The sequence below is a fragment of the Burkholderia sp. FL-7-2-10-S1-D7 genome (assembly GCF_001524185.1).
GTDB classification, from domain to species: Bacteria; Pseudomonadota; Gammaproteobacteria; order Burkholderiales; family Burkholderiaceae; genus Burkholderia; species Burkholderia diffusa.
In genome coordinates this window covers 59,719-84,267 of sequence record NZ_LOWY01000032.1, presented here as the reverse complement: position 1 = coordinate 84,267, position 24,549 = coordinate 59,719, and the positions used below count along the sequence as shown (strand labels likewise).

21 protein-coding genes are annotated in these 24,549 nt (G+C 68.4%); 6 read left to right on the top strand and 15 right to left on the bottom strand.

Annotation, left to right across the window (positions count from 1 at the left end; genetic code table 11):
• Nucleotides 1-27: 27 nt before the first annotated feature.
• Nucleotides 28-750 carry an HAD family hydrolase gene (locus WS75_RS14745; RefSeq protein WP_059681134.1) on the top strand — a complete coding sequence of 241 codons (723 nt, stop codon included), beginning with the start codon at nt 28-30 and terminating at the stop codon, nt 748-750.
• A gap of 72 nt (nt 751-822) precedes the next feature.
• Here the strand turns inward: WS75_RS14745 and WS75_RS14740 are convergent, their stop codons facing one another.
• Together WS75_RS14740 and WS75_RS14735 are read right to left on the bottom strand one after the other, a co-directional pair.
• Entirely contained in the window at nt 823-1,440 is a 618-nt protein-coding gene (locus tag WS75_RS14740; protein ID WP_059681133.1) for a glutathione S-transferase family protein, read from the bottom strand.
• A gap of 94 nt (nt 1,441-1,534) precedes the next feature.
• Entirely contained in the window at nt 1,535-1,903 is a 369-nt protein-coding gene (locus WS75_RS14735; protein WP_059681132.1) for a hypothetical protein, read from the bottom strand.
• 82 nt (nt 1,904-1,985) lie between these two features.
• Here WS75_RS14735 and WS75_RS14730 point away from each other — a divergent pair, with 82 nt between their 5' ends.
• A complete protein-coding gene (locus tag WS75_RS14730; RefSeq protein WP_059681131.1) occupies nt 1,986-2,453 on the top strand; it encodes a MarR family winged helix-turn-helix transcriptional regulator in 468 nt (155 codons plus the stop codon).
• 138 nt (nt 2,454-2,591) lie between these two features.
• Here WS75_RS14730 and WS75_RS14725 read toward each other — a convergent pair whose 3' ends face one another.
• Nucleotides 2,592-3,803, bottom strand: a complete 1,212-nt coding sequence (locus tag WS75_RS14725; protein WP_059681130.1) for an MFS transporter — start codon at nt 3,801-3,803, stop codon at nt 2,592-2,594.
• A gap of 70 nt (nt 3,804-3,873) precedes the next feature.
• On the opposite strand from WS75_RS14725, the gene WS75_RS14720 reads away from it, so the two are divergent.
• Nucleotides 3,874-4,923 carry an AraC family transcriptional regulator gene (locus tag WS75_RS14720; protein ID WP_059681129.1) on the top strand — a complete coding sequence of 350 codons (1,050 nt, stop codon included), beginning with the start codon at nt 3,874-3,876 and terminating at the stop codon, nt 4,921-4,923.
• 93 nt (nt 4,924-5,016) lie between these two features.
• Here the strand turns inward: WS75_RS14720 and WS75_RS34130 are convergent, their stop codons facing one another.
• Nucleotides 5,017-5,184, bottom strand: a complete 168-nt coding sequence (locus WS75_RS34130; protein ID WP_179948911.1) for a hypothetical protein — start codon at nt 5,182-5,184, stop codon at nt 5,017-5,019.
• A gap of 56 nt (nt 5,185-5,240) precedes the next feature.
• Nucleotides 5,241-7,127, bottom strand: coding sequence for a DUF3857 domain-containing transglutaminase family protein (locus WS75_RS14715; RefSeq protein WP_059681128.1), 1,887 nt, complete (start codon nt 7,125-7,127; stop codon nt 5,241-5,243).
• Between the two features lie 218 nt (nt 7,128-7,345).
• Between WS75_RS14715 and WS75_RS34125 the strand changes: the two genes are divergently transcribed.
• Nucleotides 7,346-7,504 carry a hypothetical protein gene (locus tag WS75_RS34125; protein ID WP_179948910.1) on the top strand — a complete coding sequence of 53 codons (159 nt, stop codon included), beginning with the start codon at nt 7,346-7,348 and terminating at the stop codon, nt 7,502-7,504.
• A gap of 42 nt (nt 7,505-7,546) precedes the next feature.
• On the opposite strand, the gene WS75_RS14710 is transcribed toward WS75_RS34125, so the two are convergent.
• Nucleotides 7,547-9,517 (bottom strand): APC family permease, encoded by a 1,971-nt coding sequence (locus WS75_RS14710; RefSeq protein WP_059681127.1) that lies wholly within the window; start codon nt 9,515-9,517, stop codon nt 7,547-7,549.
• Between the two features lie 504 nt (nt 9,518-10,021).
• Here WS75_RS14710 and WS75_RS14705 point away from each other — a divergent pair.
• Nucleotides 10,022-10,885 carry a crotonase/enoyl-CoA hydratase family protein gene (locus WS75_RS14705; protein WP_059681126.1) on the top strand — a complete coding sequence of 288 codons (864 nt, stop codon included), beginning with the start codon at nt 10,022-10,024 and terminating at the stop codon, nt 10,883-10,885.
• A gap of 51 nt (nt 10,886-10,936) precedes the next feature.
• On the opposite strand, the gene pdeR is transcribed toward WS75_RS14705, so the two are convergent.
• The 4 genes from pdeR to WS75_RS14685 all read right to left on the bottom strand — a co-directional run bounded on the left by pdeR (nt 10,937) and on the right by WS75_RS14685 (nt 19,732).
• Nucleotides 10,937-12,940, bottom strand: coding sequence for a cyclic di-GMP phosphodiesterase (pdeR, locus tag WS75_RS14700; RefSeq protein WP_059681125.1), 2,004 nt, complete (start codon nt 12,938-12,940; stop codon nt 10,937-10,939).
• A gap of 679 nt (nt 12,941-13,619) precedes the next feature.
• A complete protein-coding gene (locus WS75_RS14695; RefSeq protein ID WP_059681175.1) occupies nt 13,620-17,258 on the bottom strand; it encodes a hydantoinase B/oxoprolinase family protein in 3,639 nt (1,212 codons plus the stop codon).
• Nucleotides 17,259-17,387: 129 nt separating this feature from the next.
• Nucleotides 17,388-18,686, bottom strand: coding sequence for an MFS transporter (locus WS75_RS14690; protein WP_059681124.1), 1,299 nt, complete (start codon nt 18,684-18,686; stop codon nt 17,388-17,390).
• Between the two features lie 272 nt (nt 18,687-18,958).
• Complete coding sequence (locus tag WS75_RS14685) at nt 18,959-19,732, bottom strand: putative hydro-lyase (RefSeq protein ID WP_059681123.1); 774 nt, start codon at nt 19,730-19,732, stop codon at nt 18,959-18,961.
• A gap of 203 nt (nt 19,733-19,935) precedes the next feature.
• On the opposite strand from WS75_RS14685, the gene WS75_RS14680 reads away from it, so the two are divergent.
• The gene (locus WS75_RS14680) at nt 19,936-20,868 is read left to right on the top strand and encodes a LysR family transcriptional regulator (protein WP_059681122.1); all 933 of its coding nucleotides are present in this window, start codon (nt 19,936-19,938) and stop codon (nt 20,866-20,868) included.
• On the opposite strand, the gene WS75_RS33560 is transcribed toward WS75_RS14680, so the two are convergent.
• From WS75_RS33560 to WS75_RS14655, 5 genes are all read right to left on the bottom strand, one after another.
• Nucleotides 20,820-21,335, bottom strand: a complete 516-nt coding sequence (locus tag WS75_RS33560) for a hypothetical protein (protein ID WP_156429782.1) — start codon at nt 21,333-21,335, stop codon at nt 20,820-20,822. The genes WS75_RS14680 and WS75_RS33560 overlap by 49 nt on opposite strands.
• Nucleotides 21,316-21,642: an antibiotic biosynthesis monooxygenase family protein gene (locus WS75_RS14670; protein ID WP_059681120.1), complete on the bottom strand. Its 327-nt coding sequence runs from the start codon at nt 21,640-21,642 to the stop codon at nt 21,316-21,318. Before WS75_RS14670 ends, WS75_RS33560 begins: the two co-directional genes overlap by 20 nt.
• Nucleotides 21,643-21,707: 65 nt before the next feature.
• Nucleotides 21,708-22,697: a hypothetical protein gene (locus WS75_RS14665; protein ID WP_059681119.1), complete on the bottom strand. Its 990-nt coding sequence runs from the start codon at nt 22,695-22,697 to the stop codon at nt 21,708-21,710.
• Nucleotides 22,691-23,500 carry a MetQ/NlpA family lipoprotein gene (locus tag WS75_RS14660; protein ID WP_059681118.1) on the bottom strand — a complete coding sequence of 270 codons (810 nt, stop codon included), beginning with the start codon at nt 23,498-23,500 and terminating at the stop codon, nt 22,691-22,693. The genes WS75_RS14665 and WS75_RS14660 overlap by 7 nt, the downstream gene beginning before the upstream one ends.
• Entirely contained in the window at nt 23,497-24,546 is a 1,050-nt protein-coding gene (locus WS75_RS14655) for a formylglycine-generating enzyme family protein (protein WP_059681117.1), read from the bottom strand. Before WS75_RS14655 ends, WS75_RS14660 begins: the two co-directional genes overlap by 4 nt.
• Between the last annotated feature and the right edge of the window lie 3 nt (nt 24,547-24,549).

Genomic DNA, 24,549 nt, shown 5'->3' with positions numbered 1-24,549 from the left:
CGGCACTGCGTGCTATCTTCCATCGCCATGCGTCTATCCAGAGTTTCCGCCCTCTCGTTCGATCTCGACGACACGCTTTGGCCGTTCGGACCGTCCGTCGAACGGGCCGAGGCGTCGCTGCATGCGTGGCTGATCGCGCACGCGCCCGCTACCGCGAGCGTCGTGCCCACGTCGCAGGCACTGGGCCAGCTGCGCAACGAATACGAACGCTCGCGGCCGGACCTCGTCAGCGACTTTCGTGCGTTGCGCATCGGATCGATCCGGCTTGCGCTCGAACGCGCGAACGAAGACGTCACGCTGACCGACCGCGCGTACGACGTGTTCTATTCCGCGCGAAACCAGGTCGAGTTCTTCGACGATGCGTTGCCGGCGCTCGAGTGGTTGAGCGCGCGATTTCCGCTGATCGCGGTGACGAACGGCAATGCCGACCTTCGGCTGACCGGCGGCGGCGAGTTCTTCCGCGAAACGCTCAGCGCGGGTGCGTTCGGGTTCGCGAAACCCGAGCCGGAGATCTTCCATGCGGCCGCCGCGAAACTCGGCGTGCCTGCGGCGGAACTGCTCCACGTCGGCGACGACTTTCACCTCGATATCGTCGGCGCGTTGAATGCGGGGCTGCAGGCAGCATGGATCGTGCGCCACCCAGGGACGGAAGCGGCGCACGCCGCGCGGCGTGCGCCGTCCCCGCATCTGACCGTTCGCGACTTGTCGGTGCTGTGCCGCGCGCTCGGCGGCCCCGTCGACGCGTCGTAACCGCGAGCCCGCAAGGCGGCGGGATCGCGCGGTCGAGGTCGATCGCCCCCATCGGCGCGACCGACCACCGTATCACGCCGCCTTGCGCGCGTCCGCGATCCGTTGCGGCGCCTTCGGTCGCGCATAAAGCCGCTCGAGATACGCGCGCAATTGCGGGAACGGTTCGATCAAATGGCATTCGCTCGCCCAGTCGATCAGGTAGACCGTCACGCAATCGGCCACCGTCAACGCGTCGCCGACGATGAATTCGCGTCCTTCGAGATACTTGTCGAGGATCGCGGCCATCGTCGCGAAATCCTCACGCGCCAGCTCGATATCGGCCGGCGAGCGCTTTTCGGGCGGATAGAGGAACGAATGACGCGTAATCCGCCACAGCGGCTGTTCAAGCTCCGTCACCGCGAACATCACCCACCGATAGGCCTGCGCGCGCAGCGCCGGATCGACGGGCAACAGCGCCTTTTCCGGGTACTTGTCCGCGAGATACAGCACGATCGCGGCCGACTCGGGAATCACCAGGTCGCCGTCCACGAGCACGGGCACCTTGCCGGCAGGATTGAGGCGCAGGAATTCGGGCCGCTTGTGCTCGCCCTCGAGCAGGTTGACCGACACGAACTCGAAATCCGCGTCCAGTTCCTTGAGCCCCCAGAGCGCGCGTTGCGAGCGCGTGCCGGCGAATCCGTAAAGCTTCATCGCAATGTCTCCATCGATAATGTCGGGGAAAATCGCCGCGCGCAGGCGACGGCCCATCGGCCGCGACGACCGCGCACGCAGCGCCTGTCGCCGCTCACATGCCCGGCACCGCGAGCACCGGCATCACGTCGATCGCCTCGCCAGGAAACAGCGTGAAATGCGGATGGCCTTCGAACAGCGCGGCGGCCGCGTCGTGCGATGCGGCGCGCACGACGGTGAAGCCGCTCATCGCATTGGTGGTGTCCGTCACGCCGCCCGCGCCGATGGTCTTGGTCTTGCCGAGCGGCCCGCCGAGCTCGACGATCGCATCGCGATGCCGGTCGACCCACGCGTGCCACGCGGCGATCCCCTCGCGCTCCCGCGCACGCCGCTGGTCCTCGGGCAGCGCCATCCATGCCTTCATGGCCGGGCTATCCTTGCTGCCGAGGAATACCGCGAGATACAACTGTTGTTGCGCGCTCATGCTTCCTCCGTCCGATGGCGGGAACGACGGGCTGCCGCTCCCCGCCCTTGACACAATAGGTTGATATCAACACAATTGCAACATGGCACGCAAAGAACAGCTTCCCTTCGAGACGACGCTACTGGTGCGCGATTGCTGCCTGTGCCTGCACATGCAGCGCGCGGCGCGTAATCTCGCGCGCATCTTCGACGATGTGCTGCGCCCGCTGGATCTCACCAACGGCCAGTTTTCGTTGTTGATGTCGCTGAACCGGCCGCAGCCGGCCGCGATGAAATCGGTCGCGTCATTGCTCGCGATGGACCGCACCACGCTCACCGCCGCGCTCAAGCCGCTCGAGCGGCGCGGGCTGCTCACGATCACGCAGGATCCGGACGACAAGCGCAGCCGCCTGCTCGAACTCACGCCGGCCGGCCATCAGTTGCTGGCCGAAGCGTTCCCGCTATGGCAGCAAACGCACGCCGAGATAGAACGGCCGTTCGCGGCGGGCGAAGTCGATGTGTTGCGCGGGCAGTTGCGCGCGCTGTCGGAGGATCCGGCTACGCGCGGCTGACGGGGCTCGCACGCGGCGACAGCGGGCGCGCCGCAACGTGCAGCGTGCCCGCGCCGGTCACTTCATCCAGACACGCCGGTTGCTCCCCTGTCCGAACAGCAGGCCGATCAACGCTCGCGTCGATTGCCCGCATGCCTCTCACTCGGCGAGCGCCGGCGCCACGCCCACCCGCTTCGGCACGCCGGTCACGATCGTCGCGACCGCCACGGCCAGCACCGCCGCCGCACCCAGGAACACGCCGCCCGCGCCGTTCGCGTCGAACACGACGCCGCCTGCCGCCGCGCCCGTCGCGATCGCGAGCTGGATCGCCGCGACGATCAGCCCGCCCGCGCTTTCGGCCTCATCGGGCACGGTGCGCGTGACCCACGTCGACCATGCGACCGGCACGCCGCCGAACGCCATCCCCCACAACGCGACGAGCACCGCGTCGATCATCGGTGCGCGGCCGAGCGCGACCAGCGCGACGCCGAGCACGACCATCAGCGCGGGCATCCCGATCAGCATCGGCCGCAGCCGGTGTTCGAGCACGCGGCCCGCGAGCGACGTGCCGACGAAATTGGCAATCCCGTAGCCGAGCAGGATCGCCGACAGCCCGTTCACGCCAACGCCCGCGACCTGTTCGAGGAACGGCCGCAGATACGTGAAGAACGCGAAATGCCCGGTGAACACGAGGATCGTTGCAAACATCCCGAGGCCGACGGTCGGCCGCCGCAGCACGTCGACGAGCGTGCGCAGCCGCGTCGTGCCGCTCGGCGGCATGGACGGCAGCGTCAACACCTGCGACGCAAATGCGAGACCGCCGAGCCCGGCCGCGATCAGGAACACGTTTCGCCAGCCGATCAGGTGCCCGAAATAACTGCCCATCGGCGCGGAAGCGATCGTCGCGACCGCCACGCCGCTGAAGATGATCGACAGTGCACGCGGCACCATCGCGGTTGGCACGAGCCGCATCGCGGTGGCGGTCGCCATCGTCCAGAAGCCGCCGAGCGCGACGCCGAGCACGACGCGGCCGATCAGCAGCGTCGTCAGGTTGGGCGCGAACGCGACCGCGAGATTGGACGCGACGAGCAGCACCGAGAATACGAGCAGCACGCGCCGGCGGTCGATCGTGCGCGTCAGCGCCGAGATCAGCAGGCTCGTGACGAGCGCGACCGTCGCGGTGGCCGTGACGGCCTGGCCGGCCACGCCTTCGGTCACGCCGAGGCTGTCGGCCATCGGCGTGAGCAGGCTCGCGGGCAGGAATTCGGCGGTGACGAGACCGAACACGCCAAGCGTCATCGCGAAGACAGCGCCCCAGGCCGGCTCGCGGGGGGCCGCGGTGGCGGCGGCAGAGGAGATTCCGGGATTCATGCGTCGTTCCGAGTCGTGTAGGGAAAATACTGATGACGGCGTATCGTAAGGAACGACGGCAGGACGGTCTATGACATACAATCCGTTCTTGTTGATCGATCGTCCGAACTTCGCGATGTCCGAGCCCCTGCTTCCTCCCGTCCCCGACATGCACGACCTCGTCAGCGAGCTGCTGCTGGGGATGCGCCTGAGCGGCGTCCAGTACCGCCGCATCCAGGTCGCACGGCCGTTCGGGCTGAGCTTCGGCCAGGCGCCGGGCCGCGCGCAGTTCCATTTCATCGGGCGCGGGCCCGTGCTGCTGCGCGACGAAGCCGGCGCAACGATGCAGCTCGAGGCCGGCGACGCAATCCTGCTGCCGCATGGGCGCATGCATGCGCTGGTGTCCGATCCGGACGCGCCGTGTCGCGAGATCCACGGCTTCGAAGCCGCGAAGATCTGCGATACGGTCGCATCGGTGGCATCGGCCGGCACGTCGCCCGCGGCCTGCGCAACGACGGAGCCGGGCGCCGGCGACGCGCTGATCTTCAGCGCATGCATGGAGCTCGACCTCGGCGGCATGCAGCCGCTGGTCGGCGCGATGCCCGAGTTCATGCACGTCGGCACGCTGCTCGCGCGCTACCCGGAAATCCGCCCGATGCTCGACGCGATGGAACGCGAATCGTGCTCCGAGCGCGCGGGCTTCGCGGGCATCCTCGCGCGGCTCGCGGACGTGGTCGCGGCGTTCATCGTGCGCGGCTGGGTCGAGTGCGGATGCGGCGACGCGACGGGCTGGGTGCAGGCGCTGCGCGAGCCGAAGCTGGGCCGCGCGATCGTCGCGCTGCATCGCGACCCGGGCCGCAACTGGAGCGTCGCGGAGCTGGCCGCCGAAGCGGGCGTGTCGCGCTCGGTGTTCGCCGAGCGCTTTCTCGCGGCGACCGGGATGACGCCCGTGCGCTACCTGACCGAGCTGCGGATGCGGCTCGCCGCGCAGTGGATCGCGCGCGAGGGCGAGACGATCGAAGCCGTCGCGTACCGGCTCGGCTATGGTTCGCTGGCCGCGTTCAGCCGTGCGTTCAAGCGCGTGGTCGGAAAGCCGCCGGGCGCCGTGCGTGCCGAAGGCGACACGCACGCCGACGTGTGACGTGTAACGCTTCGCGTGCAGCGCGAGGCCAGGCGAACGCCTGCCGAGTCACGCCGGCATCGCCCGATGCGCCGTCGCCCGTGACGATTGCGTTCAACCGCTGTGCGCGTCGAGCTTGTCCACCAGCGCCGTCGCGCACTCCACGGCCAATGCCGCGCACTGTTGCGCATCCACCGACTCGCCGTTCGTCATCGCGCCCTGCACGATCCGGCCCAGCAATTCCTTCGCCAGGTCGGCGATCTCGTGTTCCCGTTCCGTCATGATGTCGCTCCTGCGCGCCGGCCGATGACGGCGATGCGCTCATTGCCCCTGCCCGCTCAATGCGCTTTGGCCCGCACGACGATCTGCGCCTGCGTGTCGCGTTCGATGCGTTCGAGCGACGCGCGCAGCGACGTGAATTCGTCGGGCGTGCAAACCTGCCGGCCGAAATCCGCCTTCATCCGCCGCGTGACCTGCACGATCCGCGTGGCCGCATCGAATACGTAATGCGACGCGAAGTCGACGAAGCGGTCGTGCACGGCCGCATCGGTCGGCAGGTCGCTCACCGCGACGTCGGCCGGCAGCGCGATCTGGCCGGTCTCCTCGAAACTGCCGCCGATGCACGTCCACGGCTGCGTGCGCACGGGTTCGGCCAGCCAGCCCTCGACCTGCGTCGCGATGCCGCCCGTGAGGCTCGACAGCACGGGCACGGCGGTCGTGCCGTCCGGCCACACGAAGTGATCGAGCGTGCCGTCATACGTCACATCGAACGGGCCGCCCGTCGCACGGCGATCGCTCGTCGCGATCCGTGCGCTACCGCGCAGCCCGCTTTGCCGCAGACGTTCGTTCGCGAGCTGCCGGATGCGGTCGGGCGCTGCGCGGCGAAACAGCGTGCGTTCGAGCTCGGCGGTCCAGCCGTCGTCCTCGACGAGCGCGTGAAACCGCGCGGCGCCCGGTTGCGCGGCATCGATCGCCACGCGCGCGGTGCGGCGCTTCAGCTGCACAGCGGGCGTGCGCGACAGCACGCCGGTGTCGACGAGCAGCGCCGGCCGATCCATCACGATCGGCGGCAGGTAGCCGAACGCGATGCCGGCCGTCGTCGTGTCGGCGTAGAGGCCGAGATCGGGCAGCCACGTAATCGCGTGATTGATCGCGCCGCCACCGTAACCGGGCACCGACGGCAGCGTGTACACGGAGCCGAGATCGATCAGCACCGGTTCGCTGCGGATGCCGACCGCCGCGAGCAACGCGCCGAACAGCGCGACGTGGTCCTTGCAGTCGCCATAGCGGTTGCTCAGGATGTCGGTCACGCGATGCGGCGCGGCGGCCGTCTCGCCAAGAAAGAGCCCGACGTAGCGCACGTTCGCCTGCACCCAGTCGTACAGGATGCGCGCCTCGTCGTGCGGATCGGCGGCGTCGGCGGTGAGCGCGCGTGCGAGTTGCACGACGGCCGGATCGTTCGCGCTCGGGTCGACGGCCGCGTTGCGGTAGCGCGCGGCGAACGCGGCATAGTCGGGCAGCGTGGACACCATGAGCCGGTCGCCGTAGGTCGGGTAGCCGACCGCGCCGCTCTCGATGCGCTCGTAAGGGCCGTGCCGGTAGTCGAATTCGTAGCGCGTGCGGCCGTTCGCGGTCACCGGCGGCAGCGCGACGTAGCCGCGCGCGTCCGCGTGCAGCGTCATGTCGGCCGGCACGTCGAAGATCAGCCGCTGGTTCTCCACCGGCTCGCGCGACGGCTCGACGTAGTAGCCGAAATAACCCGCGTTGACCGGCCTCGTGCGCGACTTGCGGAACGCGATGCGCGTGCCCGACCCGGCCTCGACACCCGGAAACACGACCGTGCGCAGCAACCCGTCCTGGAACGTCGGCGCGCCGGCCGAGCGCGGCTCCTGAACGTCGCGGATGCCGTCGGGGCCGACCGGATGCGCGACGCCGTCGCGATCGATCGTCTCGGCCGCGAGCAGGTCGACCTTCTCCAGGTTCTTGTCGAACCACACGTAGCGCTGCGCGACCGCATCGATGCCGTTCGCGTTGTTCGCGCGCAAGGTCGAATCGTCGTGCTCGTCGAGCGAACCGTCGTGCTGGATCACGAATTCGTGGACATCGCTGACGAGCGTGACGGGCGCTTCGTCGGCCACGTCGCTCGCTGCGTCCACGGCCGGGCCCGCGCCCGGCGTCGCACCGAGGGCGTTCGATGCGCCGAACGCGGCGGCGCATGCCAGCATCCAGCTGGCCAGGCCGACAGAAAAGCGCACCACATCGCACCTCGTCGCGGTTCACGGAAAGCGCGGTCGCGCAGCGGACAGGGCTGACCGCGCACCGCTCGTGCTCTCGTGTCGGCCAGTGTGGGCGCCGCATCCGCACGCGTCAAGCCGTTGCACGCCGACCTACAATGGGACATGGAAGCGTCATCGCGAGCGGCCGCGCGCGACGAGGAGGCACCATGGAAAACGGGATCGTGGAAGTCGTCGTGCTGCTGGCGTTCATCGCGCTCGCCGTGCTGTTCTTCTTCAAGCGCCCGGGGCGCGACCGGCTGAGGGCCAAGTTCCGTCATCCGCCGCTGCGGCGGCCCAACCGCCCGCGTCGGCACCATCAACCCTGACGGCTGCCACCGGCAGTCGCTCACGCGCTTGCCGCGCCACCGCTACCCGACGTTCATCGGCAGCAGCACCATCTGCTTGCCCTCGACATGCAGGCGCGCCTGCAACTCGACCGGTGTCTGGTTGTGCAACCACGCGGTCAGGAAATTCACGCGCCGGAAGATCAGCTTGCTCGCGAAGCACACGGCGTTCGGATAGTCATCGAGCGTCGACGATGCGAGGTTCATGAATTCCACGACGGGATTCGTACCGAACGCGATCCGGTAGTCGGCGGCGATGCCGTGGCGGCGACAGTGCGCGACGTAGTATTCGAGCGCCTCGGTGATCGAGTGACGCAGCCGTTCGAGATGTTCGTGCCCTTCGTACGCCTTCGCATCGACCTCGCCGACCGCGAGGAAGATCACGTTGCGGAAGTGCCCGGGAAACAGCCGGTTGACCCACAGCAGCGCGTGCATGCTCGCGCCGCGATGCTTGCCGACCAGCAGCACGGCCGTCGGTTGCGATGGGTCGGGCTTGCCGGGCGCGGTCGCTTCGTCGACTTCGGGCGGCTTGCCGGAGAACAGCGCGTCCTCCTTCGCGAGTTGCGCGCGCGTGTACGCGTAGTGGCGGTTGATCATGAAGCACAGCGCGATCACCGCGCTCGTCACGAGCACCGTGAGCCAGCCGCCGGCCGTGAACTTCTCGACCAGCGTGATGACGAGCACGGTCGCCGTCACGGTCAGTCCGAGCGCGGACAGGAAGAAATGCTTGAACCAGCCGCGCTCGCTGCGATGGCGCCACCAGTACGTGCAGAGCCCGAGCAGCGACATGCTGAACGTGAGGAACACGTTGATGCTGTACAGCACGACGAGCACGTCGACGCTGCCGTGGGTCCACAGCAGGATCAGCAGGCTCGACAGGCCGACGACGATGATGCCGTTCTGCCGCACGAGGCGCGTCGACAGGTCGCGGAAATGGCGCGGCACCCACGAATCGGACGCCATGTTCGACAGCACGGCCGGGCCGTCGAGAAAGCCCGTCTGCGCGCCGACCATCAGCAGCCCGGCCTCGAACGCGAGCACGGCCGCGAGCAACGCGTGGCGCGCGAACGCCGAGCCGAGCCCGAGATGGTCGATCACGCTGCCGAACACGACCGCGTTGAGCGTCTGGCCTTCGACCGGCCGCGCGTGCCACAGCATGTACAGCAGGATGATGCCGCCGGCCGTGAACGCGAGCGACGTCGACATGTACCACATCGTCACCTTGCCGTTCGGCACGCGCGGATCGGCGAGCATGTTCACGTTGTTCGACACGGCCTCGAGGCCCGTATAGGTGCCGCCGCCGAGCGAGAACGCGCGCATCAGCAACGCGAGCATCACGAACACGCCGAGCGACTGCGACATCCCGTGCGCCTCGTGCACGGCATCGGGCACGATCGTCGCGAGGTTGCTGCCGTGCACGGCGACGCCATACACGATCAGCGCGAAGTGCAGGACGACGAAGCCGATGAAGATCGGCAGCAACACCATGATCGATTCGCGCATCCCGCGGAAGTTGAGCCCCGTCATCAGCAGGATCAACACGATCTCGGTCGTGAGCTTGAATGCCTGCGCGCTCACCGGCAGCAGGCTGAAGAACGCGTCGACGCCGCTCGCAAGCGAGGTCGCGACGGTCAGCACGTAGTCGACCAGCAGCGCCGCGCCCGACACGAGCCCCGGCTTCGCCCCGAGCAGCGCGGTCGAGACGCGGTAGCCGCCGCCGCCCGTCGGGAACAGCTCGATCACCTGGTTGTAGCCGAGCGCGATGATGAACACGGTCGCCGCGGTGGCGCACGCGAGAAACAGCGCGAGCGGCGTGTGGTTGGCGAGCGCGAGGAACGCCTCCTCCGGGCCGTAGCACGACGACGACAACCCGTCGGCGCCGAGCCCGACCCAGGCCAGCAACGGCGTCACGGCGATCGCGTGACGCGTGCGCGGATCGAGCGGGTCCAGCGGCTTTCCGACGAGCAGTTGCCACATCTTCTGGAATGCGGTCATGGTCCCCTCCCGGAACGCCGGGCGCGGCGGCGTCATCCTCTAACGCTAGCCGACACCCGGCCGCCGCACCAGTCCGCACATTCCATGAGACGCGACCGACGGCGCAGCGCCGCTTTCAACGCGTAAGCGACCGGCCTGTCGCGCCGCCGCTCAGCCGCGTACCCGCACCGGCCGACGGCCCGGTCGCGCGAACGCTCACCGCATCGTCACACCGGCCACCCTCGCCGCCGCGCGCCTGGGACGCCACGCTCAATCCCCGCCTTTCTCGTCGTCGTTTTCCCGCCGAACGATCACATCGATCGCGTCATTCGCATGGCTCGCACGGTTCTCACGGTTCGCATCGAACGCGCTGCCGACTCGCGTCCCGGTCATGCGTTGCTCCGCGCAATTCGGCTTTTGTGCGCGCGCAACAATGGCGGTGCCTCGCGGCCGGCGCCCCGGGGGCATGTTTCCACGACGCCGGCCGCGTCGGTTCTTGAAAACCACATCTCACGAGGACATACCATGCAACTCCAATCCCATCCGGCGTGCCGTCCGTTTTACGAAGCAGGCGAACTCACGCAACTGACCGCGTTCTACGAAGAAGGCCGCAACGTCATGTGGATGATGCTGCGATCGGAGCCGCGGCCGTGCTTCAACCAGCAACTCGTCACCGACATCATCCATCTCGCGCGCGTCGCACGCGACTCGGGCCTGCCGTTCGACTTCTGGGTGACGGGCTCGCTCGTCCCCGAGCTGTTCAACGTCGGCGGCGACCTGAGCTTCTTCGTCGACGCGATCCGCAGCGGCCGCCGCGACCAGCTGATGGCCTATGCGCGCTCGTGCATCGACGGCGTGTACGAGATCTACACGGGCTTCGGCACCGGTGCGATCTCGATCGCGATGGTCGAGGGCAGCGCGCTGGGCGGCGGCTTCGAGGCCGCCCTCGCGCACCACTACATGCTCGCGCAGAAGGGCGTGAAACTCGGCTTTCCCGAGATCGCGTTCAACCTGTTCCCGGGCATGGGCGGTTATTCGCTGGTCGCACGGAAGGCGGACCGAGGGGTCGCGGAATCGCTGATCTCGTCCGGCGAGGCACATGCGGCCGAGTGGTACGAGGATCGCGGGCTGGTCGACCAGACGTTCGACGCGGGCGACGCGTATCTCGCAACGCGCACCTTCATCGACGTGATGAAGCCGAAGCTGAACGGCATCCGCGCGATGCTGCGCGCACGCGAGCGCGTGTTCAATCTCACGCGGTCGGAACTGATGGACATCACCGAGCAATGGGTTCACGCGGCGTTCACGATCGAGCCGAAGGATCTCGCGTACATGGAACGTCTGGTGATGCTGCAGAACCGGCGCGTGTCGAAGCTGCGCACGGTGTGATGTGAACGAAGCGCCGCCGCGAAAGCGGCGGCGCCCGTCATGCGGTGGGGCTCAGGCGATCAGCCTGAGCTTTCTCGTTTCCGCGAGCCAGGCCTCGAACGCCTGGGCCGGCATCGGCCGCGCGAAGTAGAACCCCTGCGCGTGATCGACGTTGATCTGTTTGAGGAATTCGGCTTCCGCGTGCGTCTCGACACCTTCGGCGACCACCGAGAAACTCAGCGCCTTCGCGAGCGACACGACCGAGCGCACCAACGCCTGCGAGCGCGGGTTGCGGTCGATGCCCGTGATGAAGGTGCGATCGAGCTTGATCGAATCGAGCGGCAGCCGCGACAGCTGCGACAGCGACGAATAGCCGGTGCCGAAATCGTCGAGATGAATCTCCGCGCCGAGCTGGCGGAACCGATTCATCAGCTCGTGCGCCGATTCCTCGTCCTCGATGAAGCTGCTCTCGGTGAGCTCGATGTCGACGAGGCTCGGCTTCAGCCCCGCGCCGTCGAGGATCGCCGCGAACTGGTCGACGATGTTCATGTCCTGCAACTGGCGCGCCGACACGTTCACCGCGATCCGCACGCCGAGCCCCTTCGCGTTCCATGCGGCGGCCTGCGCGGCCGCCGTGCGCATCACCCAGCGGCCGAGCGGCCCGATCAACCCCGACTCCTCCGCGAAACGAATGAACTCGATCGGCGCGACGAGCCCGCGATCCGGCGACTGCCAGCGGATCAGCGCCTCGACGCTGTGCACGTCGCCGGTCGCGATGTCGACCACCGGCTGGTAGTGCAGCACGAACTGCTCTTCCTCGAGCGCCTTGCGCAGGTTCGTGTCGAGCCACATGTACTTCGCGACCTTCTGGTTCATCTCCAGCGAGAACACGCGGTACGTATGCTTGCCCTCTTCCTTCGCGACGTACATCGCGGTGTCGGCGCTGCGGATCAGCGTTTCGAGCGAATCGCCATGCTGCGGATACATCGCGATGCCGATCGAGCAGCTCGTGTAGACCTCCACCAGCCCGAGGTGGATCGGCGTACGCAGCCGCTCGAGGATGATCTGCGCGGTCGCCTCGAGCAGCGGCCGCGTGCCGTGCTCGAACAGCACCAGGAATTCGTCGCCGCCGAGCCGTGCGAGCGTCGCGCCGGACGGCAGGCAGCCGCCGATGACCGCGGACACGTCCTGCAGCAGGCGGTCGCCGGTGATGTGCCCGTAGTGGTCGTTGACGCGCTTGAAGTTGTCGAGATCGAGGAATAGGATGCCGACCTGGCCGCGCACATTGGTGCGGTCCGCGGCCAGCGCGTCATGAATGCGCTCGCTGATTGCATGACGGTTCGGCAAACCGGTCAGCATGTCGGTATTCGCGAGCTCGGTGAGCCGCTGCTGTGCGTTGCGCTCCTCGGTGACATCGATGCCCGAGCAGATCAGGAATTGCTCGTCGACGCCGCTGCCGCTCTGCACGAACTTGTTGCGGAACTGGAACAGGCGCGGGCCGTTGACCGTGTTGATGTAGCGCTCGACCGCGAACGAGCGGTTGCTCTCGAAAAAGCCGGTGATGTTGCTGCGTGACTGCGCGCCCTGCTCGGGGCTCATGAACAGCTCGAACGCGCTGCGGCCGATCACGTCGACCTCGCGCTTGCCCGTCACTTCCTCGCACAGACGGTTGAAGCGCTGCACCATGCCGTTGCGGTCGAGGATCACGACGAGCGAATTCACTTCGGACACGACCTGCTCGGCGAACGCGAGCCCGTGCGCGAGGTCGCTCGCGACGGACGCGGTATCGGAATAGGCGGAGGCCGTGCCGGCCCAATTGGCGGTATCGACCTTCCGGCCGACCAGATGGAGGCTGACCGGATCGCCGAACAGCGCGAGCTCGAGCACGAGGTGCGACGTGACGCCGGTGAGCGCGCGGATCCGCGCGGCCTGCTCGCCGGTCAGTGCCACCGCGACATTGGTCAGGCCGCGAACGGCGGCCAGTTCGAGTGCATTGCTGTCGCTGCCGAGGCGCCAGCACGGGCTGCGCGTACCGAGATGCGTTTCGAGCACGGCGCTATCGTTTTCGTCATCCATGGACACGCCCCGATCCAGAAAAAACGCACAGTGTAGACGGAGGCGAGCCGGCCGCCACCAATCCCCGGGCGCGCTGCGCGCGCACCCGGCGAGACAGTCGTGATGACTGTGCCAGCGGCCCTCGTTCCGTACTTGTTTCCAACCAATGCGAACCGGCGTTCGCGCATGTCGCGCGCAGGTTTCCAAGCGAATGATGGGAGCCATCTTATCAAATGACGACAAGGATTGGCACTCACATTCGGCACGGGGTGTCAAGGAATCGGCACTCGGTTGGCACGCGGGATTTTTCGTGATCGGCGACCGGTGCGCGGGGGCTCGCAGCGGCCCTGAGCGGGCCGGCGGATTCCTCGGTGCGCGTTGCCAGGCGGGCGTTTGCGGGGAATCGCCATCGCCCGGCAGCGATCTGCCCCCGGTGGCATTCTAGCGGGGTCTGATCGCATTGGGCGGCACGCGGAATGGGGAATTTCCATTTCCGTTCATGCGTGAATGCGCATCATTATTCCCATGACTCGCGCAATAGCGGGTCGATTAGTGCGAGCGAATATATCGCTGCCTCGCGCAGGCATTGCGGCGGCATGTGATGGAACCGGTGCGATTTGCCTGGCCGCGACGCGCAAAAACCGTCCGGCGAGCACGCCACCGCACCGCTTCCGCGCGTTGCATTGCCCCGCCGCGCCGCTCAGCCCACCGCGCCGTAGCCGCCGCCGCCCGGCGTTTCGACGACGAACACGTCACCCGGTGCCATCTGCGCGCGGCCGACGTGATCGAGCGTCTCGACCGTGCCGTCCGCCCGCTCGATCGTGTTGCGGCCGAGCGCGCCGGCCTCGCCGCCCGCCGCGCCGAACGGTGCGTGAATCCGGTTGTTCGACAGGATCGACGCGGTCATCGGCTCGAGGAAGCGGATCCGCCGCACCGCGCCGTCGCCGCCGCGCCAGCGCCCGCCACCGCCGGAGCCCGCGCGCAGCCGATGCGAGTCGAGCCGCACCGGGTAGCGCCATTCGAGCACCTCCGGGTCGGTCAGCCGCGAGTTCGTCATGTGCGTCTGCACCGCGCCGACGCCCGCGAAACCGTCGCCCGCGCCGCTGCCGCCGGCGATGGTCTCGTAGTACTGGTAGCGATCGTTGCCGAACGTGAAGTTGTTCATCGTTCCCTGGCTCGAAGCGACGCAGCCGAGCGCGCCGTACAGCGCGTTGGTGATCGCCGACGACGTCTCGACGTTGCCCGACACGACCGCCGCCGGATACTCGGGGTTCAGCATCGAGCGCGCCGGCACGATCACCGTCAGCGGCTTCAGGCAGCCGCCGTTCAGCGGGATGTCGTCGCCGACCAGCGTACGGAACACGTACAGCACCGCCGCCATGCAGACGGCCTTCGGCGCGTTGAAGTTGTTGTCGAGCTGCGCGGACGTGCCGGTGAAGTCGATCTCCGCACGGCGCGCCGCGCGATCGACGCGGATCGCGACGTGAATCTCCGCGCCGTTGTCGAGCGGATAGCGGTACGCGCCGTCCTGCAGCGCACCAATCACGCGCCGCACCGCCTCCTCCGCGTTGTCCTGCACGTGTCGCATGAACGCGAGCACGACGTCGCGGCCGAACTGCTCGACCATCCGGCGCAGTTCGTCGACGCCCTTCTGGTTCGCCGCGATCTGCGCGCGCAGGTCGGCCATGTTCTGCTCGACGTTGCGCGCCGGATAGCGGCCCGAGGCGAGCAGCGCGCGCGTGTCGGCATCGCGCAGCGCGCCCGCCGACACGAGCTGCCAGTTGTCGATCAGCACGCCCTCCTCGTCGATGTGCGTCGAATCGGGCGGCATCGAGCCCGGCGTGGTGCCGCCGATGTCCGCGTGGTGGCCGCGCGAGCCGACGTAGAACAGCGGTGTGTCCGAGCCGTCCGCGAACACCGGCGTGATGACGGTCACGTCCGGCAGGTGCGTGCCGCCGTGATACGGGTCGTTCAGCATGAACACGTCGCCGTCGCGCATGCGGCCGCGGTTGCGCTCGATCACCGTGCGGATGCTCTCGCCCATCGAGCCCAGGTGCACGGGCATGTGCGGCGCGTTCGCGATCAGGTTGCCGTCGCCGTCGAAGATCGCGCACGAGAAGTCGAGCCGCTCCTTGATGTTCACCGAATACGCGGTGTTCTGCAGCCGCAGCCCCATCTGCTCGGCGATCGACATGAACAGGTTGTTGAAGATCTCGAGCCGCACCGGGTCGGCGTCGGTGCCGAGCGAGCGGCGCGTCGGCAGCGGCGTCGTGCGCGTCAGCACGAGATTGCCCTGCGCGGTCATCCGCGCGCGCCAGCCGGGTTCGACGACGGTCGTGCCGTTCTTCTCCGCGACGATCGCGGGGCCATCGATCGCGTCGCCGGCGAGCAGCGTGTCGCGCACGTACAGCGCCGCGTCATGCCATTGGCCGCCGGAATAGAAACGCACCGCGCCGTGCGCGTGCGGCGCCGCGCCCTCGTCGCGCGGCACGAGCGGTGCGATCTCGACCGGCGCATCGGAGCGGCCGATCGCCTCGACCGATGCCAGTTCGGCGACCAGCGGCGTGCCGGGCATCAGGAACGCGTAACGCTGCCGGTACGCGGCTTCGAACGCCTGCTGCATCGCGGCGACGCTGCCGGCCGGCACGTCGAGCGCCGAGTCGGTGCCCTGATAGCGCAGGTGCACGCGACGCTCGGTCGCGATGCGCTCCGGCGGCACGCCCTGTTCGAGCAGCGCGCCAACGGCTTCGTCGGTCAGCCGGTCGAGCGCGGCATTCAGCGCCGGCAACGATTCATCGGACAACACGGCCTCCACCGCGCGCTCGCGCATCGCGGTCTGGTCGGCAAGCCCCATCCCGTAGGCGGACAGCACGCCCGCGAGCGGATGCGCGAACACCTGCGTCATCCCGAGCGCGTCGGCCACGCCGCACGCGTGCTGGCCGCCCGCACCGCCGAACGTCGTCAGCACGTAGCGCGACACGTCGTGGCCGCGCTGCACCGAGATCTTCTTGATCGCGTTCGCCATGCTGCCGATCGCGATTTCCAGGAACCCTTCGGCCAGCGCCTCGGGCGTGTCGCGCCGCCCGGTCGCCGCGTGGATCTCGTCGGCGAGCGCGGCGAATTTCGCGACCACGGCGTCGCGGTCGAGCGGTTCGTCCGCATGCGGGCCGAACACGCGCGGGAAGTGATCGGGCTGGATCTTGCCGAGCATCACGTTGCAGTCGGTCACCGTCAGCGGGCCGCCGCGCCGGTACGCGGCCGGCCCCGGGTTCGCGCCGGCCGATTCGGGCCCGACGCGCAGGCGCGCGCCGTCGAAACCGAGCACCGAGCCGCCGCCGGCCGCGACCGTGTGGATGCTCATCATCGGCGCGCGCATCCGCACGCCGGCCACCTGCGTCTCGAACACGCGCTCGAATTCGCCGTTGTAGTGCGACACGTCGGTCGACGTGCCGCCCATGTCGAAGCCGATCACGCAGTCGAAGCCGGCCGCGCGCGCGGCGCGCACCATTCCGACGATGCCGCCGGCCGGGCCGGACAGGATCGCGTCCTTGCCCTGGAACGCGTCGGCGCGCGTCAGGCCGCCGCTACTCTGCATGAACTGCAGGTTCACACCGGGCATCTCGTGCGCGACCTGCTCGACGTAGCGGCGCAGGATGGGCGACAGGTACGCGTCGACCACGGTCGTATCGCCGCGCGACACCATCTTCATCAGCGGCGACACCTCGTGCGACACCGACACTTGCGTGAAGCCGATCCGGCGCGCGAGGTCCGCCAGCGCGCGTTCGTGCGCCGTGTAGCGATAGCCGTGGATGAGCACGATGGCCAGTGCCTGCACGCCCGAGTCGAACACGCGGCGCAACGCTGCTTGCGCACCTTGCACGTCGAGCGGCACGACGATGTCGCCGTGCGCGCCGATCCGCTCGTCGATTTCGACGACGGTCTCGTACAGCGCATCGGGCAGCACGATGTCGAGATCGAACAGGCGCGGGCGGTTCTGGTACGCGATGCGCAGCACGTCGCGAAAGCCGCGCGTCGTCACGAGCGCAATGCGTTCGCCCTTGCGCTCGAGCAGCGCATTGGTCGCGACCGTCGTGCCCATCTTCACCATGTCGACGCGTTCGGGCGTAATCGGCTCGCCGTCGGCGAGGCCGAGCAGGTGGCGGATGCCGGCCACGGCCGCATCACGATACTGCTCGGGGTTCTCCGACAGCAGCTTGTGCGTGACGAGCGAGCCGTCGGGCCGGCGCGCGACGATGTCGGTGAAGGTGCCGCCGCGGTCGATCCAGAATTGCCAGCGCGCGGCGTCGGAAGGAACGGGGCCAAGGTGTCGGTCAGTCATGATGTCGGGTCGATGCGTCGTTGAGTCGAAGGGCGAGCGCCGCCGCACGGCGCGCGTCGCGCGCCGTGTCACGGTGTCGATCAAGGGGGAAGAAAAACGAAGGGCCGGCGGCCCTGCCGCCGGGGTTGGTCAGGCGGCGTCGAGTTCGCGGCCGCGCGTTTCGGGCAGCGTCAGCGCGGCGACGATCACCACGCCGTACGCGGCGACCGCGAAGATGCCGATGCTCATGCCGAGCCCGTATTGCTTCGACAGCGCGCCGATCAGGAACGGGAACAGTGCGCCGATCGCGCGGCCGACGTTGTAGCAGAAGCCTTGCCCGGAGCCGCGCACGCGAGTCGGGAACAGTTCGGTGAGGAACGCCCCCATCCCGGAGAAGATGCCCGATGCGAAGAAACCGAGCGGGAAGCCGAGCCACAGCATTGACGCGTTGGTCAGGTTCAGCGACGTGTACGAGAACGCGATCACCATCGAGCCGAGCGCGAACAGGATGAAGTTCGGCTTGCGGCCGAGGCGGTCGGTCAGGTATGCGCTCGTCAGGTAGCCGACCCACGAGCCGAGGATGATCATCGCGAGATAGCCGCCGGTGCCCATCACGGTCAGGTGCCGCTCGGTCTTCAGGAACGTCGGCAGCCAGGTCGTGATCGCGTAGTAGCCGCCTTGCGCGCCGGTCGTCAGCAGCGCCGCGCGCAGCGTCGTCGACAGCAGCTTCGGCGCGAAGATCTCGGTGAGGCGCGGCGCGTCCGCCACCTTCGCCTGCGTGGCTTTCTCCTTCTCGTAGACGTCGGGCTCCTTCACGTAGCGACGGATCACGACCACCAGCAGCGCGGGCGCGAGGCCGACGAGGAATAGCGCGCGCCATGCCTGCTCGGCCGGCAGCACCGAGAACAGCAGCGCATACAGCAGCGCGGACAGCCCCCAGCCGATCGCCCAGCCCGACTGCACGAGGCCGACCGCCTTGCCGCGATCGCGCGCGCGGATCACTTCGCCGATCAGCACCGCGCCGGCCGTCCATTCGCCGCCGAAGCCGAAGCCCATCAGCGCGCGCGCCGCGAGCAGCTGGTGGTAGTTCTGCGCGAGCCCGCACAGCGCGGTGAACACCGCGAACCACAGCACCGTCAGCTGCAGCGTGCGCACGCGGCCGATCCGGTCGGACAGGATTCCCGCCATCCAGCCGCCCGCCGCCGACGCGAGCAGCGTCATCGTGCCGATGAAGCCGGCGTCCGCGAGCGAGATGCCCCAGGTCGCGACGAGCGTCGGGATCACGAACGACAGCATCTGCGTGTCCATCCCGTCGAGCATGTAGCCAACCTTGCAGCTCCAGAACGCGCGTCGCTCGCGCGACTGCGCGTCCGCATACCATCCGAACAGGCCGTTGCGCGCGGGGCCCGCGGGGCCGGCGGCGGGCGCCGCGAGGGTCTTGCTTTCCATGGTGAAGCTCCTGTCGAAATGTGCGGTCGAAACCGTGCGTGTCGTGCGTGTCGTGCGTGTCGTGCGTGTCGTGCGTGTCGTGCGTGTCGTGCGTGTCGTGCGTGTCGTGCGTGGTGCGTGGTGCGTGGTGCGTCGTGCGTCGTGCGTCGTGCTAGCGACCGCCGGGCCGCGGCTGCGCGCCGCCCTCCGGTCGGGCGGATCGTCTACGGTCGCGGCGCGCCGCCGCGTCGGGGCCGGACCAGCAGCCGTGCGGGCCGCCGGCGTCAGCCGGATCAGAACACGGCCAGCGACGCGTTCGTGATGTCCGTCATCAGCATGTAGCCGGGCGTATGCGCGATCGCGAGCGGCAGCTTCGCCTCCATCAGCGCGGTTTGCGGCGTCACGCCGCACGCCCAGAACACCGGCAGTTCGTCGTCGCGCACCGTCACCGCGTCGCCGAAATCGGGGGCGCCGAGATCGGCGATGCCGAGTTCACGCGGATGGCCGATATGGACCGGCGCGCCGTGCACGCCCGGGAACCGGCTCGTGATCTGCACCGCGCGGATCGCGTCGGCGCCGCGCAACGGGCGCATCGACACGACCAGCTGGCCGCCGAAGATCCCCGCGCGGCGATTCGGAATCGACGTGCGGTACATCGGCACGTTGCGCCCCTCCTCGATGTGGCGCAGCCCGATCCCTTCACGCGCCAGCATGTCCTCGAACGAGAACGAGCAGCCGATCGCGAACACGACGAAATCGTCCCGCCACAGCGCTTCGAGCGATTCGACCCGCTCGGTCAGGCAGCCGTCGCGGTATACGTTGTAGCTCGGCACGTCGGTGCGGATGTCGAGATCCTCGCCGAGCACGTCGAGCCGGAACGCGCCCGGTTCGCCCACGCCCAGCAGCGGGCACGCCTTCGGGTTCGCCTGGCAGAAGCGCAGGAAATCGTGCGCATACGCGTCCGGCAGGATCGCGAGGTTCGCTTGCGCGAACGGGCCGCACTGGCCGGCCGTCGGGCTGCGGAATGCACCGTTGCGTACGGACTGGCGGAATTCGGTAGGCGTCATGATGGTCGTTGGCAGATCGATATGGCGTCGGGATGACGGTTGCGTCAGCGGATACGGCGAAGAATAGAAAAGAAAAAATTTTGTCGCCAACGAGTTTTTTTGCACCGCGTGTATAGAATTTCTTAACGGATCTCGGGGTTTTCCCCGGTCCCGTTCACTTTTCTTCAGCGGCAAGCTGCGCATCCACCGTCCGCCCGATCGCCATGAACACGCGTTTCCTCGAAACCTTCGTCACGCTCGCGAAGCTGCGCAACTTCCGCACGACCGCCGCCGCATTGCACGCGACACCGGCCGCGATCTCGCAGCGCCTGAAGGCGCTCGAGGACGAATTGCAGACCGTGCTCGTCGATCGCGACAGCCGCGAGTTCCGGCTCACGCCGAACGGCGAATATCTGCTCGGCTATGCGAAGGCCGTCGTCGAGGCCACGCACGAGCTGCAGGCCGCCGCTGCCGGCGAAAGCGCGCTGCGCGGCAAGCTGCGGCTCGGCGTGATCGAGACAGTCGTGCACAGCTGGCTGCCGCATTACCTGCGCCGCCTCGCCGCCGACTATCCGCAGCTGGAGATCGACCTGACCGTCGACGTGAGCGTCGTGCTGCAGCGCCGGTTGATGGCCGGCGAACTTGATCTGATCATTCGCGTGGAGGGCAGCGACGAGGCGTCGGTCGTCTGCGACGCGCTCGCGAACTATCCGGTGCGCTGGATCGCGCGCGCGGGGCTGCTGCCGACGACGCGCACGGGCCTCGCACGGCAGGTGCTGCGCCAGCCGATCCTGACCTACGGTCGCGGCACCGCGCCCCACCGCGCGCTCGAGGACATCGTGCGCACGCTGGCGCACGCGCATGGCGTGCCGCTGTCGGAGACGCGCATCACCGGCTCGCCGTCGATCTCGGTAATCGTGCAGCTCGTGCGCGACGGCTTCGGCGTGGCGGCAATTCCGGTGCTGTTCGCCGATGCGTTGATCGCCAGCGGCGAGGTCGTCGAGCTGCCGCTTCAGCCGTCACCGCCGTCGATCGTCGTGTCGATGTCGCGGCGGGCGGACGCGCCGAAGTTCGTGCACGGGGCGTCGATCGCGGCGCGGGCGGCTTGTCACGAGTATTGCGAGAAGAGCAACCGGTTGCTGGTCGAGGCGCTTTGAGGCGGGGCGGGCCGATGCGCCGCTGAACCGAACGTCCGGCGCACGTTCGACTTTCGCGGGTAAAAGACAAACGCCATTTTTTTGAGGTCGGCGACGTACAGCGTGTTCGCGTCAGCGAACCAGATCCCCAACGGATAGGTGAGCGTCGTCGCCGACTTGTTCGGCGTGGCCGGGAAGCCGGCCGGCGTGATCTGGTCGAGGAAGATGCGCGACGTGATACCGAAGCTGGCGGCGTAGCGATCGCCGTTCCACACGTCCGGACAAGCGCTGTCGTTCGGCGCGCCGGCCGCCGTGCCCGAACCATAGGCAAAGCCCCGCCACCTTGGCCATGCTCGATGACGAATCAATCGCACGCGATGCCGCGAAACCCCGCGTGCACACGCGGGCCGCCGGGTCCGGCGCGCCGTTATTTCCATGCAATGCGAAAGGAATGAATCAGACAGCCATTCATGCAGTTTGGCCCGCATGCGGCGCCGCGAGCTTGCCGTCGCCATACTCGCGCAGCACCTTCGAAATCACGACGCGATAGCCGTTCAGCCAGTGTGCCTGCTTCGACTTCGCCTCGAGATGCGCCGGATGCTCAATCAACTGCTGCAGCGCGGCCTCCGACTCCCAGTAGTAGACGTTCTGGATCAGCCCCGATTCGGCGTTCTCCCATGTCTCCTCGCCGAGATAGCCGGGCGCCGCGCGCGCCATCTCGGCGATCTGCCGGTCGAGCCGGTGGAATTCGTCGTCGTATTGCCCGGCACGGAAAATGAAGGTCGACGCGTACATGCCCGCTCCATCGAAAGCGATTGAAAGAGCGCCGATTGTAAGGCACGCCCCGCGTGCCGCGATCGTCACGCGGCGAGCGTATCGCCGTCGCGCCGGCCGTCGAGCCACGCTTCGATGCGCGGTGCGTCGTGACGTGTTTGTTCGGCTGCAAGAACTGGCATCGCGGCCAGTGCGTGCCGCGCACGTTCAAGCGCCTGCGCGAAGCCACGCAACTCGCGCGTCGCGGGCCGATCGTCGGCATGCCGGCGCGCGAGCGCCGCTTCGATGTTCATCCCGATCAACGCGCGCTGCGCGTCGATGAACGCAATGCTCAGCGCGCGGCAATGGGCGGAGACCGACGCGACGGCGAACAGCACCGGCACGATCGACACGGTCAGGTATCCGCCGGGAGCAAGCCGCGACAGCGCGTGGCGCACGTCCTGCCCGCCGCCGATCAGCGACGCGAACACCGCATCACGCCACACCGCACGCTCGAATGCGAGTGCATCGCGAGATGCCTCGAGCGCCGCACGGTCCGCGACCTGCCCGGCCGTCACCAGCGGCACCGGGAATGAAGATTCGACGAACGATCGCGCGCTCGCCGTTTCGACGATGCAGTCCGCACCGAGCCACGCCGCATCGTCGCGCCGCGCGGCCAGTACACGCGACTGCAACCTGTCCGGCAACATCGGATCGAGCGGCACCGCACCGCAGATCGACGGCTTGTCCGCATGCACGCTGCAGCGGCCGTCGTCGGCCAGCGCCGCGCAACGGCCGAGCGACGGATAGTCGTAGCCCTGCAGCGTCAGCGCGATCCATTCGCGCTCCGCGTCGCCGGTGCGATGAAACAACCGCTCCGCCAGCGCGTCGCACGCCGCGACGTCGTCCGCATCGAGCGCATGTCCGTGGTGGCCCGCAAGCCAGCGCTCGCCGATCCACCGCTTCGGCACGCGACCGATCGTCAGCGCGCCGACGAAGCGATCCCGATGCCGGAACAGTTCGCGCAACGACAGCGTCGGTGCGCTGTTGCAGCAGCGTCCGCACGCGTTGCAGGCGAGCCCATAGCTGTCTACCACGGCCGTCGTACCGAATCCTGGTAGCGCGTGAGGATGAAGCGCGCGACGTCATCCGAGTGATACGCGGCGACGAGCTGCGTCACCCACGGCTTCGCGCGATCGGCATCGCGCACCGTCAGCACGTTCGCATACGGCGAGCGCGCATCCTCGATGCCGATGCTGTCGCGCGCGGGTTGCAGCCCGGCGCGCGCGGCATCGTCGCTGTCGATCGCGACGAAAGCGGCCGTGTCGAGCGCCGCGTAAAGGCGATCGCGGCGCCGTGCGACGAGCTTCAGCCCCAGCCGGTTGCCGGTCACGTCGCGCAGCGTCGCGTGCAGGCCGGCGCGCTCGCGCAGCGTCACCAGCGTGTCGTTCTGCAGCAGCACGAGCGCGCGTGCCATCCCGCGCGGATCGGCGGGAATCGCGACCGTCGCACCAGGCTGCAACTCACTCAAGCGCTTCAGTTTGCGCGAATAGAACGCCATCGGCAGCGTGACGGTCGGCGCGACTTCGGTCAGCGCGTAGCGTTTCTGCTCGCGCGTCGCGGCCAGCTGTTGCGCATCCTCGAAGCTCGCCGCGTCGATCCGGCCATCGGCCAGCGCCGCATCGATGCGCGATGGGTCGTCGAATTCGACGACGTCGATGCCCAACCCTCGCGATGCGGCGACGCGCTTCACTTCGTCCAGGATCTGCGCATGCACGCCACGTGTCACGCCGACGCGTACGGCCGGCAACGCTGCTTCCACGGCAACGGTCGAACCGGAATGAACGCACGCGCACGCCGCCAGCAACCAGGCGCCCGCTTCATGCACGATGCGCTTCATGACGCGTCCCTCAGAATCGTGCGGAACCCGATATGCGACGCGCCGAGATCGGCTTCCTGCTGTTCGCGCGATGACGCGCGATAGCGCACGCAGTAATCGCGCGAGCACAGGAACGAGCCGCCCTTGATGACCATCGGCGTATCGTGCCGGCGCGTCGGCGGCGCGACGGCCGCCGTGTCGCCGTTCGTGTGCGACTGGTGCGGGCCGGTGTAAGCGTCCTTCGTCCATTCCCATGCGTTGCCGATCATGTCGTAGAGCCGGAACCCGTTCGCCGCATAACAGCCGACGGGCGCGAGCCCAGCGTGGCCGTCCTCGACCGTGTCGAGTACCGGGAACACGCCCTGCCAGTAGTTCGCGGCCGGCTTGCCCTGCGCGTCGCGCGGCGCCGCGTCGAGCGACGCGTCGTCGCGGCCGGCCTTGCCCGCGTACTCCCATTCGGCCTCGGTCGGCAGGTCGCGGCCGAGCCAGCGCGCATACGCGAGCGCATCGCGCTGCGTGACGAGCGTGACGGGCAGGTTGCCGAGCCCGTCGATGCCGCTGCCCGGCCCGCGCGGATGACGCCACGACGCGCCCTTCACCCACGACCACCACGCGAGCTCACGTGCGTTCATCTCGTCGCGCGTCGGCACATGGAACACGGCCGCGCCGCCCTGCTGCTCGGCTTCGGTGACGTAGCCCGTCGCCTGCACGAACGCGGCGAACTGCGCGATCGTCACGTCGGTCTGGTCGATCCAGAACCCGCCGACCCGCGTGCGGCCGTCGCCCACCGGGCGCTCGTCCGCGTAGCCGCGCGTGCTGCCGAACACGAACGCGCCGCCGTGCAGGTGCACCATCCCGGCCCGCGGATCGTCGCGCCAGTCGGCCGGCAGCCCCGAGTAGCGTTCGCACTGCCGCTCCGAGCCGAGCGGCGCAAGCGCGCGGCCGCGATTCGCGCCGTCGAATGCGTCGCCCGCCGGGGCGACGGGATTCGCATAGCCGGCCGCGAACCCGGCGGCGAACAGCATGACGGCCAGCGCTGCGCCGATCGTCCGGAACCGGAACCGCATCGT